The sequence below is a fragment of the Flavobacterium sp. genome, from assembly GCF_044361015.1.
In the GTDB taxonomy this organism is placed as follows: Bacteria; Bacteroidota; Bacteroidia; order Flavobacteriales; family Flavobacteriaceae; genus Flavobacterium.
In genome coordinates, this window is record NZ_JBIKJL010000027.1 from 16,466 (window position 1) to 32,201 (window position 15,736).

14 protein-coding genes are annotated in these 15,736 nt (G+C 32.5%); 4 read left to right on the plus strand and 10 right to left on the minus strand.

Features of this window, described 5'->3' with window-relative positions:
• Positions 1-107: 107 nt before the first annotated feature.
• The 4 genes from ACIQ2Z_RS08075 to ACIQ2Z_RS08090 all read right to left on the minus strand — a co-directional run bounded on the left by ACIQ2Z_RS08075 (position 108) and on the right by ACIQ2Z_RS08090 (position 2,772).
• Positions 108-986: a DUF5777 family beta-barrel protein gene (locus tag ACIQ2Z_RS08075; RefSeq protein ID WP_396183633.1), complete on the minus strand. Its 879-nt coding sequence runs from the start codon at positions 984-986 to the stop codon at positions 108-110.
• 65 nt (positions 987-1,051) lie between these two features.
• On the minus strand, positions 1,052-1,846 hold the full coding sequence (locus ACIQ2Z_RS08080) for a T9SS type A sorting domain-containing protein (RefSeq protein WP_396183634.1): 795 nt from the start codon (positions 1,844-1,846) through the stop codon (positions 1,052-1,054).
• A 5-nt stretch (positions 1,847-1,851) separates the two neighbouring features.
• A complete protein-coding gene (locus ACIQ2Z_RS08085; RefSeq protein WP_396183635.1) occupies positions 1,852-2,367 on the minus strand; it encodes an ankyrin repeat domain-containing protein in 516 nt (171 codons plus the stop codon).
• Positions 2,368-2,370: 3 nt separating this feature from the next.
• On the minus strand, positions 2,371-2,772 hold the full coding sequence (locus tag ACIQ2Z_RS08090; RefSeq protein ID WP_396183636.1) for a hypothetical protein: 402 nt from the start codon (positions 2,770-2,772) through the stop codon (positions 2,371-2,373).
• Between the two features lie 72 nt (positions 2,773-2,844).
• Here ACIQ2Z_RS08090 and ACIQ2Z_RS08095 point away from each other — a divergent pair, with 72 nt between their 5' ends.
• Entirely contained in the window at positions 2,845-3,207 is a 363-nt protein-coding gene (locus ACIQ2Z_RS08095) for a c-type cytochrome (protein WP_396183637.1), read from the plus strand.
• 11 nt (positions 3,208-3,218) lie between these two features.
• Positions 3,219-3,758, plus strand: a complete 540-nt coding sequence (locus ACIQ2Z_RS08100) for a YceI family protein (RefSeq protein ID WP_396183638.1) — start codon at positions 3,219-3,221, stop codon at positions 3,756-3,758.
• A 24-nt stretch (positions 3,759-3,782) separates the two neighbouring features.
• Here the strand turns inward: ACIQ2Z_RS08100 and carB are convergent, their stop codons facing one another.
• Positions 3,783-6,635, minus strand: coding sequence for a carbamoyl-phosphate synthase large subunit (gene carB, locus ACIQ2Z_RS08105; RefSeq protein WP_396183639.1), 2,853 nt, complete (start codon positions 6,633-6,635; stop codon positions 3,783-3,785).
• A gap of 100 nt (positions 6,636-6,735) precedes the next feature.
• Entirely contained in the window at positions 6,736-6,897 is a 162-nt protein-coding gene (gene rpmH / locus ACIQ2Z_RS08110; protein WP_026710894.1) for a 50S ribosomal protein L34, read from the minus strand.
• 155 nt (positions 6,898-7,052) lie between these two features.
• Between rpmH and ACIQ2Z_RS08115 the strand changes: the two genes are divergently transcribed.
• Positions 7,053-7,568: a DUF2892 domain-containing protein gene (locus ACIQ2Z_RS08115; RefSeq protein WP_396183640.1), complete on the plus strand. Its 516-nt coding sequence runs from the start codon at positions 7,053-7,055 to the stop codon at positions 7,566-7,568.
• A gap of 539 nt (positions 7,569-8,107) precedes the next feature.
• On the plus strand, positions 8,108-9,484 hold the full coding sequence (locus ACIQ2Z_RS08120) for a T9SS type A sorting domain-containing protein (protein ID WP_396183641.1): 1,377 nt from the start codon (positions 8,108-8,110) through the stop codon (positions 9,482-9,484).
• 487 nt (positions 9,485-9,971) lie between these two features.
• Here ACIQ2Z_RS08120 and ACIQ2Z_RS08125 read toward each other — a convergent pair whose 3' ends face one another.
• The 4 genes from ACIQ2Z_RS08125 to ACIQ2Z_RS08140 all read right to left on the minus strand — a co-directional run.
• Positions 9,972-11,669, minus strand: coding sequence for a family 16 glycosylhydrolase (locus ACIQ2Z_RS08125; protein ID WP_396183642.1), 1,698 nt, complete (start codon positions 11,667-11,669; stop codon positions 9,972-9,974).
• 131 nt (positions 11,670-11,800) lie between these two features.
• Complete coding sequence (locus tag ACIQ2Z_RS08130) at positions 11,801-12,736, minus strand: glycosyl hydrolase family 17 protein (protein WP_396183643.1); 936 nt, start codon at positions 12,734-12,736, stop codon at positions 11,801-11,803.
• A complete protein-coding gene (locus ACIQ2Z_RS08135; RefSeq protein WP_396183644.1) occupies positions 12,726-15,062 on the minus strand; it encodes an MFS transporter in 2,337 nt (778 codons plus the stop codon). The genes ACIQ2Z_RS08130 and ACIQ2Z_RS08135 overlap by 11 nt, the downstream gene beginning before the upstream one ends.
• Positions 15,063-15,072: 10 nt before the next feature.
• Positions 15,073-15,736 (minus strand): glycoside hydrolase family 30 beta sandwich domain-containing protein (locus tag ACIQ2Z_RS08140; protein ID WP_396183645.1); only part of this gene is annotated, 664 nt, incomplete at its 5' end.

Sequence of the window (15,736 nt, forward strand, 5' to 3'; positions counted from 1 at the left end):
TCTAATTTAAATAAAGTGAGCCCGATAAATTTAGGGTTTACTTTTATTACCTTATAAAACTGTTTAATATTTTGGTTGAAGTTTACTTTAGCTATTGTGTATTTATTTTAAAATACTCTGTATAAATTAAAACCAAAAGCAATTTCACCTTTACTCCAATCACCTGAAGTTTGACCTAAAAATCCTGCTTCATTAATTGCTTGTGCGTTAGTAAAAAGCATTTGAAACACATGTCCGCCCGTTTCAAGATCAAAACCAATAGCTAAAGGGTTTTTGTAGATAGATTCACTCGCTCTGTTTAAATGTGCAGCATAATCAATGTTAACTGACCATCTTTTAGCAAATTTATATCTTCCACCCATTCCAATAGCAAACTGACTATTATCTTGAGGATTGGGGAGAATGATTTCACCTTCCTTATTATAAGTATCTCTTAAAGTATTTTCATGAAAATAAGTAGGTGACAATTGTAAAGATAACTTTTCGGAAAATTTTCTTGAAATTAATGCTTGCGTAACATAACTGAGTCTGTTTTCAAAAGTAATGTTTGGATAATCACTTTCTTTAAACTCAGTATTAACAGCTACACTTGTAAAACCAACAATGGCCACCGGAAAACCATCTGTTTCCTGTTGCTTTAAACTGAACTTACCTCCTACTTCATATGTTTTTTGAAAACCACTACGAGCTATTTGTAATGTCATCCACTCATTTACCCCATATAAAAATTTAATTTGTGTATTGGCATTATCAATTCCAAAAAAATCTTCAAATCCATTTTCTACATAACCAAAACGATGAGCAATCATCAAATAAAAATCACCTTTGGCAGCAAGTTTTGTCGACTCAAGATTTACAATTTTTAAGGCTTTAAAAGCCGACTGAACTGTTTTATTTGAATCTATAGTGTCTATTTGACTTAACAAATCATTTTCCTGCGAAAATATTACTAAGGGGAATAAAATAAAAAAAAGTAATTTCTTCATAATAAAAAAATAAAAACTATTACTCTAAGTTAAAAAGAGTAATAGTTAAAAAAAGAATAATATTTTTAATGAATTAAAATTTTCTTCCAAGATTTCTCGGAAGCATTTTGTAATTCTAACAAGTAAACACCAGATTGTAAACCTTGTAAATCTATTTCAAAAGATTCAAGGGAACCTAAGCCTAAATTAATTGTTTTAACCAAAACTCCGGTTTGAGAATACACATTGATAGTTTCTAATGTAGTTTTAGTTTCAATTGTAAAAAGTCCTTTTGAGGGATTTGGGAAGATTTCCGTTGATCTTAACGAAAAATCACTAACACCAAGTGTTACTAATGGAACATTAACGGCAAAACCAGCACTTGAACTTCCTCCGTGTGAACCTACCATCATATTATTTGCTGTAGGTGCTCTAACCCCTCCAAAACTAATTGAATTGGTAGATGCATAAGGAAGTTGAAAATCATTTGAGTCATTATTTGTTAAAGCTCTTCTCAAAGTTAATGTTCTTACCGTACCTGTTATAGAGTTTGAAAGAGTAGTCCAACTTTGCAAGGCATCTTGTGGTGGGTTAACTCCTCCTACGAAGTTTCTATCAGTTAAATTTGGAGTAGTAGCTGTAGTAAATACAATAGCATCACCAGATTCCATTCCAAAACCGGATACAATTCCAATACCTAAACCAAACCATCTGTCTGAAGGCCCAGTAAGAATTAAAGTAACTTCAGATGTTGCATTATCTAAAGTGAAATTCGCTGTCATTGGCACCCCATTACTCAGTGCAATTGTTCCCGTGGACTTTTGCTGTGCAAACCCTCCAGCACAAAATAATGTCATTAATAAAAAAGTAATTTTTTTCATAGTTTTTATTTTAATAAGTTAATAATTTCTGAATTTCCCGAAAAAACGGCATGTTCAAAAGCTGTTTTTCCATCGTTATCTTTATGTGTTTTATCAGCATTGTTTTCAAGTAACAAAGGCAATATCTCATCATTATTAAACACAACAGCATATATTAAAGCCGATGTGCCGTTTGCATCAATGCTGTTTACATTCGCCTTTTTTTTAATTAACAGAGTCGCAATCTCATTATTACCCTTAACAATTGCGGCCATAAGAGCTGTTCCCATTGGACTATTCTCATCTATTACAGCTCCATTTTCAATAAAAAAAATAGCTACTTCATTGTTCGAACGATAACATGCTAAAATTAAAGGTGTATAACCTTCCGCATTTTTTTGATTAATACAATTAGGTTGTTTTTTCAACAATTCTACTACTTGCTCAACTGAACCGGAACGAGCAATATTGAAAATGGTTTCTTGAGAGAAACATAAACTAAAGTGCATTAATACGATAGAAACAAAAATAACTCTTTTCATCAATTATTTAATCAAAATACACTGGTCCATTTTTAATTCTTCCATTAAATCATCGTAGCCTACAAACCTACCTTTAATTTTTACTAATTTTTGTGGTTGTATATCCAACCCATCCGTAGAATTAAAAGTTAAAAATAATTTTTCGTTTAAAGTCATTGCTTTATTTATCTTATCAATTGAGGATACCAAACCTGAAACTAAAATAGTTTTATCAACATAAGTTGCATTTGCCAAGCTATCGTTTGTTTGAAATTGTCTGTGTAATTCGTTTACCGACATCGTAAAACTTGCCTCTTCTTGACCAATATCCCGATGATCTTTATAGACATAAAAGAATAAAATACTAACAATAAAGGTAGCACTTAATACCAAAAGTATAAGAATAGTATTTCTGTTTTTTTTCATAACGCTTTTACAAATCTATAAAAAAATAACATTAGTTTTGTAATTATTTCTAAATTTGAATAAATTCTAGCTATGAATAAATTAAAAAAACTCCCATTATTAGTTATAGTTTTGGCTATTTTCGGGTGCACAAATGATAGTGATTCTGATTTATTAAAAACTTCTGAAAATGAAAATATCACTTATACTGAAGTTATAAAGACCATAATGGATCAAAAATGTAATTCATGCCATGGAGCAACTCCCTCTAATGGTGCACCAATGTCTTTAAACACATATGAAACTGTAAAAGAGGCAGTTTTAAACCGTGGATTGATCGAACGAATTTCTCTTGTAGAAGGCCAGTCTGGATTTATGCCTCTTGGTGGTTCAAAATTACCTCAAACTCAAATTGATGCAATCATCCAGTGGCAAAATGATGATTTCCCACTATAATTTATAAAAATATGAAAAACCAATTACTACTATTCATTTTTTTATCAATATGGAAAATATCCGCTCAAGATAAAATGATTACCAAAAGTGGTCAAATAATTTTTGAAGCTTCAGTACCCTCATTTGAAGAAGTAAAAGCAAAAACCGAAAGTGTATCTTGTATTTTAAACACCAAAACTGGAGAAATTGCTTCTTTAGCTCTTCAAAAAAGCTTTCGTTTCAAAATAGCTTTAATGGAAGAGCATTACAATGAAAACTATGTAGAAAGTGACAAATACCCTAAAGCCACATTTAAAGGTAAAATTGAAAACTTTGATTTAACTAAAATTGATAAATCCGGGAAAACTTATTCTATTAATGGTATTTTAGAAATGCACGGAAAAAACAAACAAATTAACATTAGGGCAACAATTAAAAAAGCAGAGGGCGGTTTAGAAATTAAATCAGATTTTGTTGTAAATACTGATGATTTTAATATTGAGATTCCGAGTGTGGTAAGTAAAAAAGTTTCCAAGAAAGTAAATGTATCTTTCAATTTTCTTCTAAAATAAAAGTCCCAAATGGGACTTTTTTATTTATTTACTTAAATACATTTTACGTCTGGAATATAATTCGTAAAATTGATCATCTTTCAAATCATCAATAAACAAAATACTTTCTCCGGTTGATTTCATTTCGGGTCCAAGTTTCTTGTTTACACCATGAAATTTGCTAAAGGAGAATACCGGTTGCTTAATGGCATATCCTTTTAATTGAGGATTAAAAGTAAAATCGGTAACTTTATTATGACCCAACATCACTTTTGTTGCATAATTTACATAAGGTTCTCCATAGGCTTTTGCAATAAAAGGAACTGTTCTGGACGCTCTTGGATTCGCTTCAATGATGTATACAACATCATCTTTTATGGCAAACTGTATATTTATTAATCCTACTGTTTTGAGAGCTAAAGCAATTTTGTGAGTATGATCTTTTATTTGTTGCATCACAAATTCACCTAAATTAAACGGTGGCAATGTGGCATTACTATCTCCGGAATGTACACCACAAGGCTCAATATGTTCCATTATTCCGATGATATAAACATTTTCACCATCACAAATTGCATCTGCTTCCGCTTCAATAGCTCCATCTAAATAATGGTCTAATAATAATTTATTCCCGGGTATATTTTTTAATAAATCAATAACATGCTCCTCTAATTCCTGCTTATTGATTACGATTTTCATTCCTTGTCCACCTAAAACATAAGAAGGTCTAACCAATAATGGGAAATTCAAAACATCTGCTAAAGCAATAGCCTGATCAGCATTTTCTGCTACACCAAACTCAGGAAATGGTATTTTCAATTCTTTCAATAATTCTGAAAAACGGCCTCTATCTTCCGCTAAATCTAAGGCATCAAAACTGGTTCCTAAAATCTTAATTCCATATCGATCTAATTTTTCAGCTAATTTTAAAGCGGTTTGACCACCTAATTGAACAATTACGCCTTCCGGTTTTTCATGACGGATGATGTCGTAAATATGTTCCCAAAAAACAGGTTCAAAATATAATTTATCCGCGGTATCAAAATCGGTTGAAACAGTTTCAGGATTACAATTAATCATTATTGTTTCATAGCCACATTCTTTAGCCGCTAAAACGCCATGCACACAGGAATAATCAAATTCAATTCCTTGCCCAATCCGATTTGGACCGGAACCCAAAACAATCACTTTTTTCTTTTCAGAAACTACACTTTCATTATGAACGTATCTTTCCCCTGTTGGAGTTTCTATATCTGCTTCAAAAGTCGAGTAATAATAAGGTGTTTGTGCTTTAAATTCGGCTGCACAAGTGTCTACTAATTTATAAACACGATTCACGGAAAGTTCTTCTCTCTTTTTATAGACTTGACTCTCCAAACAACGGATCATGTGGGCAATTTGTCTGTCAGCAAAACCTTTTTGCTTTGCTTCTAATAACAATTCTTTGGATAAAGTATCAATTGAAAAATTTGAAATCTCTTTTTCCAGTAGATAAAGTTCTTCATATTGCTTAAGAAACCACATATCTATTCTGGTTATTTCATGAATTCTACTTAATGGAATTCCCATTTGAATAGCATCATAAATAACAAAAACCCTATCCCAACTGGCATAAGTCAGTTTTTCAATTATTTGTTCATAATTTTTGTACCCTTTCCCATCAGCACCTAATCCATTTCGTTTAATCTCTAAAGATTGGGTAGCTTTATGAAGAGCCTCCTGAAAAGATCGACCAATTCCCATAACTTCCCCTACTGATTTCATCTGCAATCCTAATGTTCTGTCAGAACCTTCAAATTTATCGAAATTCCAACGTGGAATTTTTACAATCACATAATCTAAAGTCGGCTCAAAAAGAGCTGAAGTTGATTTTGTGATTTGATTTTGCAATTCGTCTAAATGATAACCTAACGCTAATTTGGAAGCAATTTTTGCAATTGGATAACCGGTTGCTTTAGAAGCTAAGGCAGAAGAACGTGATACGCGTGGATTGATTTCAATAGCAACAATATCCTCTTTTTTATCTGGTGAAACGGCAAATTGCACGTTACAACCTCCTGCAAAATTACCAATACTACGCATCATTAAAATAGCCATATCTCTCATTTTCTGAAAGGTTGTATCAGATAAAGTCATCGCTGGGGCAATGGTAATACTGTCTCCGGTATGAATTCCCATCGGATCCATGTTTTCGATGGAACAAATAATTACTACATTATCATTTTGATCTCGAAGTAACTCCAATTCATATTCTTTCCAACCTAATAAAGCTTTATCAATCAAAACTTCGTGTATAGGCGATGCTTCTAAACCACGTGTTAACAGTTCATCAAATTCTTCTTTTGTATGGACAAACGCTGCTCCAGTTCCTCCTAAAGTGAACGAAGGACGGATTACTAAAGGAAATCCAAATTCTTGAGCAATTTCTTTACCCTTCAAGAAAGAAGTGGCAATTTTTGCCGGAGCTGCACCTACACCGATTCGTTGTAACAATTGTTTAAATTGTTCTCTATCTTCCGTAATGTTAATGGCATTAATATCAACTCCGATTAATCGTACGCCAAAATCTTCCCAAATTCCCTTTTCATCCGCTTCTAAACACAAATTTAATGCAGTTTGTCCACCCATAGTAGGAAGAACAGCATCTATATTTGGGTGCTTTTTTAATATTTGAATAATTGATTTAGTCGTTAATGGCAATAAATAAACATGATCGGCCATGGATGGGTCGGTCATAATAGTAGCCGGATTGGAATTAATCAAAATTACTTCTATTCCTTCTTCACGAATGGAACGGGCTGATTGTGAGCCTGCATAATCAAATTCACAGGCTTGACCGATTACGATTGGACCTGAACCAATAATTAAAACCGATTTGATGGAAGTGTCTCTTGGCATAATGTTGTGATATAGTAGTTTAATTGTTTTGTGTCGACAAGTTATAAAAAAAGGCGTTACTAAAAAAAGTAACGCCTTAATATTTGATTATTACTAATCATTATTTTTTGTGTCTTGGTTCGCAGGAAACAGTTAATTTATGTCTTCCTTTGGCTCTACGGCGAGCAAGGACTTTCCTACCATTTGCAGTAGCCATTCTATCCATAAACCCGTGTTTATTTCTTCTTTTTCTTTTCGATGGTTGAAACGTTCTTTTACTCATTGTGATGTATCTTTAAAAATCGTGTATAATATTCATTCAGGTTCCTCAAAAAACCGAGTGCAAATATACAAAGACTTTTTTTTCTAACAAGTGGTTTTCTAAAAATATTTTCAATTCCTTTTATTACCTTTGCAAACACAAATAATAAAGTCATTATGTTTCACAAAAATATCAAATTAGTTCTTGCTGCAGTATTGATTGCCCTTGGTATTTGGCAGTTCACTGAAAATAACATCGGAAATGGAATATTTCTTATCTTATTAACTTTTTTTCCAATTTTTTTATATTTCAAAAATGAATTTATCTTACTAGCCTTTCTAAGACTAAGAAAACAAGATTTTGTAGGAGCAAAAAGGTGGTTGGATAAAATAAAAAATCCGGAAGGGGCTCTAGTTAAAAAACAACAAGGCTATTACAATTATTTGCATGGATTGATGGTCTCACAAACCAATTTAAACCAAGCAGAAAAATTCTTTAAAAAAGCAATTGAATTAGGATTATCTATGGATGTGGATTTAGCGGTAGCCAAATTAAATTTAGCGGGAATAGCCATGTCTAGAAGAAGAAAAATTGAAGCAACCAATTTACTTAACGAAGCAAATAAATTGGACAAACAAAACATGTTGAAAGAACAAATTACCATGATGAAACAACAATTAAAAAAGATTTAGAAATTATTCCTTTAAGTATTAATATTTTCAAATCAATTTTTAGTTAGTTTAAAAAAATTACTTGCAATTATAATTTATCAAATTCATAAGCGATTTTTAAATTGGTTATGAATTTTTAATTTTAAGTCTTTGATGTGGTAATAAAAATTACATTCCATTAGGAAAATGAAATACAGTTATCAATATAATTTTTAAACTTTATATTTATTGAATAGTAAACATTATATTATAAAAAAACTTTGGCATGAATTAAGTTATAAAGTAGCTATTATTTTATAATGAAAGCCGAAATAACACCCAAGAAAACGATATAGTTGTTAAAAAAAACTATACATGAGCTATACATGAGGCAATTCATATAAGAAAATATGGTTTGTAATAATATTAGATTTGGCAAGAAACCCTTTGTCCAATTGGCAAAATAATGAAATTAGAAATAAAACAGCTTGTATAGTTTATTTATAGTCTATTATGATATCCCTAAAATATTTAATTGATAATTTTGTATTAATAGATTATTAACTCAAAAATTACAAATTATGAAAAAAATTACTTTTTTAATTTTTATTATGTCAAGTGCGTTAAGTTTTGCTCAACAAGTCGTTATACAAGACTTTGATACACCTGCTACATACACTTTTGCAGGTTTTGAAGGATTAGGCAGTGCTACAATTCAACCAGATCCGGTTTCAGGCGGAACTAGATTGAATGGATTAAGATTGGTTAGTGTTTCAACAGGAAATCCTTGGCAAGGTGCTGAGGTAATTCAGTCAGCAACTAGTGCTAAATACAAGTTAACAACAGATAAGACAATGAAAGTTGATGTTTATTCTACTCAAGCATTTACAATGTTAGCTAAAGTTGAAGTGGGTGGACCTAATTCCGCAGCTTCACAGGCTTATACAACGCCAAACCAATGGCAAACATTAACATTCAATTTTACACAAAGTTTAGATGGAACAACCGTTGCCAATGGAATTTATGAAAAAGTTGTGTTTTTCCCAAATTGGAAAGCGACAAATGATGGCTTCGGCACACCGGCTAATTTCACTATTCATGTAGATAATGTTACTAGTGAGAATGGTGTTACACCACCAATAGCAGCACCAACTACAGCAGCACCAACACCTCCTAATAGACCAGCAGCTGATGTTAAATCAATATTTAGCAACGCTTATACTCCAGTTGCCGTATTAGGTTATGCTGGATCAGATAATGACAATACTTATGACACTACTTGGTGTGGAGCTACTACAACACTTGTTTCAATTGCAGGTAACGATACTAATAGAATCACTGGATTAGGCTGTGAAGGTATTTCATTTTTATCTGGTAGATTTGATGCTTCAGACTTTACATTTTTCCACATGGATATTTGGACTGCTACTCCAACGCAAGACAAAAGCTTTAATTTTAAATTTTCCAATTGGAATGGTGGTACGGGTGAAGCAAACGCTTTTCAATATTCTGCAACTAATGCTAACATTTTACCTAGCACAAATCCAGGCACTTGGATTTCAATTGATATTCCAATGTCAAGCTTTCAGTGTATTAATACACCACCAGGAAATGCTTGTCCAAGCAAAAATGATTTTACACAATTCGTTATTACTTCAGATTTAGGAACTGTATATTATGACAATCTTTATTTACATAAAAATACATTAGGTGTTTCTAGTTTTGAAACTTCAAAAATTAAATTGTATCCAAATCCTGCTACTACAAACTTCACAATAGAAGCACAAGAAGCAGTTGAAAAAGTAGCTGTTTATAATATGTTAGGTCAAGAAGTAATCGCTCAAAATACAAATAGTCAACAAGTAACAATTAACATTTCTACTCTTCAAGTTGGAGTATATGTTGTTAAAGCAACTATAAATGGAGCTGTTTCTACATCAAGAATCATTAAAGAATAAACTCAATAAGTTTTAAGTTAAACTTAAAAAGGCTGTCTGATAAGACAGTCTTTTTTTTGCCTTGTAAATTTTTATAATATTGAAGCATAATACTCCTATCACCAAGAATTAATATAATTACATAATTGCCTACTACTTACTTTTACTTATAATATCTAAAAAAATGGCTAACCAAATTAGCAAAATCGGACCCCAATTAAACAACAATAACTTGGTTGAGAAATAATAGCTAAAATTCAATTCAATAGTTAGTGAAAAAAGATTTTGTATTGGTTAAATAAAATAATATGAATTTTATTCAACCAAAGATTCCATATGTACTAATTTATATTTAGGCAAAATTTGTTTATTTTATTTGAAGCAATCAAAACTATAGATTTAAATTCTTCTCTAAAGATAAAAAGGGTTTAGCTTTCATTCAAAGCTAAACCCTTTTATGTTTTATTGAATACACTTTTTAGAAAGTGTATTGCTTCAATAGTACAATCTATTTTACTATTAATTTCTTAACGCTTCTTTTATTTCCGGAGTAAACAGTCAATAAGTAGATTCCCTTAGTTAACTTCATTACATCAATTCTAGCAAATCCCTCGGATGAACTCAACACCAAATTACCAACCATATTATATATTTCAACTTTATCAAGTGACATTTTCGTTTCAATAGTTAGAAAATCATCAACCGGATTCAAAAAAGAAAATTGATCTAATTCAGAATAGGTTGCTAGTTCTAGAGCACAATTATTACCTACAACATAAGAAATATATTTTGTGACAGATAATCCTCCTGCATATGCAAATTTAACTGCATAACTAATGGTAGCACCAACAGTTTGTCCAGTAATAGTCTTGGTAAAAGTATTTCCGGAAACATTTGTCATTTGAGCCTCACTGAATGGAGTTTGTTGCCTTAAAAAAGCAACTACCCCAACTTTATCCGTATCCAACAATTGAAAGGTTATTTTCACATCTGTTCCTAAGGTTTCGAAAGCATAATTGTAACCTATAGAGAAAGTGCCTTCTTGTGCGTCAGCATCTGTCCCTGAACATCCTATAACGCTCGTAGTTGTTGCATTTACAAGGATAGGATTATCAACAGAAGAATTTCCGGCCAAATCACTTGCAGTCACCGTAAAACTATAGCTGGTATTAGGCAATAAATTTGGAACAATGACCGATTTTTGAACCCCGGATGGATTCGCTAAAGAAATAGTATTACTACCATAAGTAATATCATAAGTTACTGTACCGGAATTGTCGGTTGCATTAAGTAATAATTCAATTGTAGAACTTGTTACCGTACCAACAGTTGCTGTAAAATTTATTGGAGCGGTAGTGTCTAACATCGCATTTTGATACACTCGCACATAGTCAATTTCCATAGAAGCTTGCGTAAAATTTGAAGGTATTGTTCCGGCAACTCCACCCATTGCTATATTTAACAAAAGATATTGCTCAGCATTAAAAGGCCAAGTAGAAGCATTTTTAACTGCTGGATTATAGGTGTAAAATGCAACACCGTCTAATAAAAAAGTAATCTGAAATGGCGACCAGTTCATGGAATAAACATGATAATCTGTGCCTAAATTAGAGGCAATTGTTCCCCCATGATTAATGGTATTCCCAAAAGAGGAAGGAGTATGAATAGCACTTTGCACATAGCCCGCAGGTTGTGATTGAGTAATTCCATGTTCCATGATGTCAATTTCACCACAGGCAGGCCAATTAGTTGTGCCAAATTGTGCATCAAAAAAACCTCCATCTTCATTAATATTTTTCCCTAATAGCCATAATGCAGGCCACGTGCCTTGATTGGTTGGTATTTTTGCACGAATATCAACGCGACCATATAAAAAAGCAAATTTTGAATTTAAACGAGCTGAAGTATATTGTTTTGTTATACCTTGATCTGTAAAGGGTTCTTTTTTAGAAACAATATTTAAAAAACCGCCATTAACAAATGAGTTTGTTAATTGATTGGTATAATGTTGTACTTCTCCATTAAACCAACTTCCACCAGCAGGTAATTGCGTTTGGTGGAACCATTTGGTTGAATTTACAGCTCCATTATTATCAAATTCATCAGACCAAACTAAATCGGTATACACAACATCAACTTGTGCTATACTGGATTGAGAAATTATAAAAAATGATAAAAAGAGAATAAAGACGGTGGTTTTTTTCATAATAATTAGGTCAACTTTCATAGCGTTTTTAATTTTTTAAAGGTTAAACCTTTAACTTGATTTTTATTTTTATAACTAACTTGTAAACTTATATGACTTATTTGTTTAATTTCTAAGAAATTATAAAATTTTTATTTTTCATTCTGATATTTTAATTCTTCATTTTTATCCCACAAACCCCAATAAGCACCAACTTCGCCTTCCGGACCTACTTTCCAACCTTCGTCAAACGATGAGAAATAGAATATTTCAATATCCTTTTGTTTGGACCAATTTTGGGTATCAATAAAATACTTCATAGCATTTTCATTCGATGCAAACGCACCTTTTAGTGAACCTCCTTGACTTGGCCACCCGGTTTCAGTAATAATCACCCGTTTTCCGTTTCCGGCATGTTTTGCAGATTCAAACATACTTTGCATGTGGTGAAAAGAATATTCAATCGGACATCCTTCCCAATAAGGGTAGCAATTGGTTAGAATCACATCACAAGCCTCAGTAATTCTTGGACGATGTGAAAATTCGTAATAAGCATCCACGTAGCCCACAGGAATGTTAGGCAACGCTTCTTTTACACGTTTGATATAATCAATTAATTGGTCTTCGGTTAATTCCTTTCTGTATATAACTTCATTGCCTACCGCAGCAACATCAACGCAACCTTCTTTTGCCAATGTAATTAATCCTTCGATTTCTTTTTCATTCAGCACTAAATCATCTCCCAGCCAGGCACCTACTAGCGTTTTCATTCCGTTTTGATGAGCGATTCTTGGAATGTGTTCATTGCCTTCGATACAAGAAAAAGAGCGGACCCATTTTGTAAAGGGTTTCAAAATTTGAATGCGTCGATTCACTTGTTCCGGTGAAATAATATCGCCTGGTTTTTGCTCGTTTTCATACATGCTGAAACAAATACCGTGCATTCCTTTTTCTAATGTTTTCAGCCATAATTTGGATAAATTTTCAGCAGTGTATTCGGCAATTTGAATTTCATGCTGAAAGTTTTCACTTTCGTTATAATTTTTATTTTCGTCGTGCGAATAATAATGACCTTCTCTAAATGACATAGGTAGTTGTTTTAAGTTCAAACTTTAATTTTTCATTTTTATCCCAAATTCCCCAAGCTGTTCCTACTGTTCCTTCTTGTTTCACTTTCCATGATTCATCAAATGATGAGAAATAGAATAATTCTAAGTTGTTGTTATTTGCCCATTCTTGGGAAGCAACAAAGAATTTTAAAGCATTGATTTCTGAAGGAATCGCTTCCTCAACGCTTAGACCTTTGCTAGGCCAACCGGTTTCTGAAATAATAATTTTTTTCCCTTTAGCAATTGTTTGTGTAACCTCGAACATATTTTGTAAATATGAGAGTGTATAATCATTATTTGCCCCTTCCCAAAAAGGATAAAAATTTACCAAAAGCACATCACAAATTGAAACTAAATTAGGTCTGTCCAAGAACTGGTAATAAGCATCAACATATCCAATAGGGATAGTTGGCAAGGCTTCTTTTACTTTTTTAATATATTGAATAAGTTCTTGCTCGGATATTTCGTTACGGTGTAACACTTCGTTACCTACAGCTGCTATATCAACCAAACCTGCTTTTGCTAATTTGATTAATGTCTCAATTTCTTTTTCATTTCTAACTTTATCGTCGCTAATCCAGGCTCCAACTACAGTTTTTAATCCTTTTTGATGAGCAATTTCTGGTATTAATTCATTGCCTTCTGTACAAGAAAAAGAACGAATCCATTTAGTGTATGGAGCAATAATATTTAATCTTCTTTTTATTTGATCTGCTGATAGAATATCTCCGGCTTGCTGACCTTCTACATAAGGACTAAAACAAAGTCCGTGTAATCCATTGGTTAATATTTCTGTATAGCGTGTTTTTAATTCTGATTCGCTTTTTACACTTAAATCTTCAGTGATCATCGCACTATTTTTCAACAATGACTTTAGTTTTCCTGGTAAATAAGATGATGACTCAGCATTTTTTAGTGCTTTTCTATTTGCTAATTCTGTACTTATTTCTCTTGCTTTTTCTTCGTTAACATCATAATCTCTCATGACCCAAATGGCAATTAAAGTTCCAATCATTGGAATAGCAGAAAAGAATAACCTTAACTCAAACATTGTTTCATACGTTTGAGTTGGTGCACCCGATTTAAAATCTATAAACGATAAAATTAAACCACTCAAAAGGCCGGCAATTGCTAAACCAAATTTAACCATCCACCAATAAATAGCTCCAAATATCCCTTCTCTTCTTTTTCCGGTATTTAATTCGTCAATATCAATGACGTCAGAAGTCATAGACATCATTAGCGTAAATAAACTTCCAATACCAAAAGAAATAAAAGGCAGTGCAAATAAAAACAAATAGGGTTTGCCGGGTACAAATAAGAATAGTAACGAAACGTAACCTATAATCGATATACTTTGAGACCAAATAAATGCTTTCTTTTTCCCCATTACTCTTGACATTTTGGCAACTATTGGGATAATTAAGAAAGTAGTAAATAATGCCCCTACACATCCGAATAGAGTAGGCCAAATTCCTTGTCCATCGCCATTGAACAAATAATATTTAATTATAAAAAATGAAAATCCGGCGGTCGTATTAAAGGCATTAAAAATGAAAAAAGTAGCAATACATAATTTTCTGAATGGAACTATTCTTGAAGCCTCTTTAAAACCTTGGATAATCAAGTCAAAGCTTCGACTGGCGTTTTTTAGATTTAAAGGTTCATAATTTTCATTTAAGGTAGACTTACTTTTTATAAAGATACCTGGAATTATCGCTAAAAAAGTACAAAATATAGCTGCATAAACAGCCAATGTTCTTGTCGCTTCTTCTGCTGATGGAAAGAATGAAACATCATACATAATTACCCACAACCAAGGAGCAAAAACCCAAGCTAATTGACCAATTAATTGAGAGGTTGCCATAATACTGGTTCTTTCATGAAAGTCATCGCTCATTTCATAACCCATCGCTACAAACGGAACGCTAAATATTGTTATCCCTAAATAGAAAACTAAGGAAACAACCATAAAATAGTAAAAGTTATAATTTACAGAATCATCTGCATACAATTGCCACATAAACGCAAATGAAATACCAGTAATTAAAGCACCAATAATTACATATTGTCTTCTTCGACCCCATTTAGATTTAGTATTATCTGAAATAAAACCCATAATGGGATCTGTAATTGCATCAAATAGTTTAGGGACAAAATAAATTGCACTAAGCATCCAGCCTGGAAATCCTAGTTTATCTATTAAAATAACAATAAAAATTCCTAGCATTGCCGGAAACAATTGATTGGCAAGCATACCAAGACCAAATGCTAGTTTTTGACCAAATGGTACTTTATTTTGCATAGTTTATTATTTATTTAATTACAACTGTTTGAAGTGCCTTTGCTGGAATTGTGATGTTTGTATTATTTTTATTTAACTTTATTTCAATGGAATAACTTTGCTCAGATGGATTGAAAATCGCAATCACAATAGATCCATCCGGATTTTTTACGGCTGTTGCCATTAGTTCTTTATTGCTGATAGTACAACCAATTTTTACAGCTCCTGGACGCATGAATTTACTAAAATGAGCCATCACGTAATATAATGGTGTGAAATATACTTCATCTTTTTCTGGGTCAACAATAACAGGTGCTACACACCAATTTTTAAACCAATTGGGTCCACCTTGACGGTCTAAAACCATGTTCCAGTCAATCCAACCATCGACCCAATTATTCAAACAGCCTATAATATCAGTCGCATAGCGATTGACGGGTGCATATTTTGGATGTAAATGTTTTTCTTTTTCACTTGCCCAATCCCAACCCCAGTCGGTTGCTTCTTTTTTCCAATACCAAGCATCGTCCTGCCAATGTGGAATTTCAGAATCAACACAACCTTCCGTTTCAATTAGGTATTTGTTGGGAGCTTTTTTGTGAGCATATTGCAAAGCCTCCGGAAAATAATCGTAGGTGCTTTCATACCAGTGAATGGCGGTTCCGGCAAAGTATTTTGATGTTGCTTCATTTTTA

Bases quoted from the DNA above. Each gene is read 5' to 3' on its own strand.
- ACIQ2Z_RS08075 (WP_396183633.1), bottom strand. From the start codon at position 986: ATGAAGAAATTACTTTTTTTTATTTTATTCCCCTTAGTAATATTTTCG.
- ACIQ2Z_RS08080 (WP_396183634.1), bottom strand. From the start codon at position 1,846: ATGAAAAAAATTACTTTTTTATTAATGACATTATTTTGTGCTGGAGGG.
- ACIQ2Z_RS08085 (WP_396183635.1), bottom strand. From the start codon at position 2,367: ATGAAAAGAGTTATTTTTGTTTCTATCGTATTAATGCACTTTAGTTTA.
- ACIQ2Z_RS08090 (WP_396183636.1), bottom strand. From the start codon at position 2,772: ATGAAAAAAAACAGAAATACTATTCTTATACTTTTGGTATTAAGTGCT.
- ACIQ2Z_RS08095 (WP_396183637.1), top strand. From the start codon at position 2,845: ATGAATAAATTAAAAAAACTCCCATTATTAGTTATAGTTTTGGCTATT.
- ACIQ2Z_RS08100 (WP_396183638.1), top strand. From the start codon at position 3,219: ATGAAAAACCAATTACTACTATTCATTTTTTTATCAATATGGAAAATA.
- carB (WP_396183639.1), bottom strand. From the start codon at position 6,635: ATGCCAAGAGACACTTCCATCAAATCGGTTTTAATTATTGGTTCAGGT.
- rpmH (WP_026710894.1), bottom strand. From the start codon at position 6,897: ATGAGTAAAAGAACGTTTCAACCATCGAAAAGAAAAAGAAGAAATAAA.
- ACIQ2Z_RS08115 (WP_396183640.1), top strand. From the start codon at position 7,053: ATGTTTCACAAAAATATCAAATTAGTTCTTGCTGCAGTATTGATTGCC.
- ACIQ2Z_RS08120 (WP_396183641.1), top strand. From the start codon at position 8,108: ATGAAAAAAATTACTTTTTTAATTTTTATTATGTCAAGTGCGTTAAGT.
- ACIQ2Z_RS08125 (WP_396183642.1), bottom strand. From the start codon at position 11,669: ATGAAAAAAACCACCGTCTTTATTCTCTTTTTATCATTTTTTATAATT.
- ACIQ2Z_RS08130 (WP_396183643.1), bottom strand. From the start codon at position 12,736: ATGTCATTTAGAGAAGGTCATTATTATTCGCACGACGAAAATAAAAAT.
- ACIQ2Z_RS08135 (WP_396183644.1), bottom strand. From the start codon at position 15,062: ATGCAAAATAAAGTACCATTTGGTCAAAAACTAGCATTTGGTCTTGGT.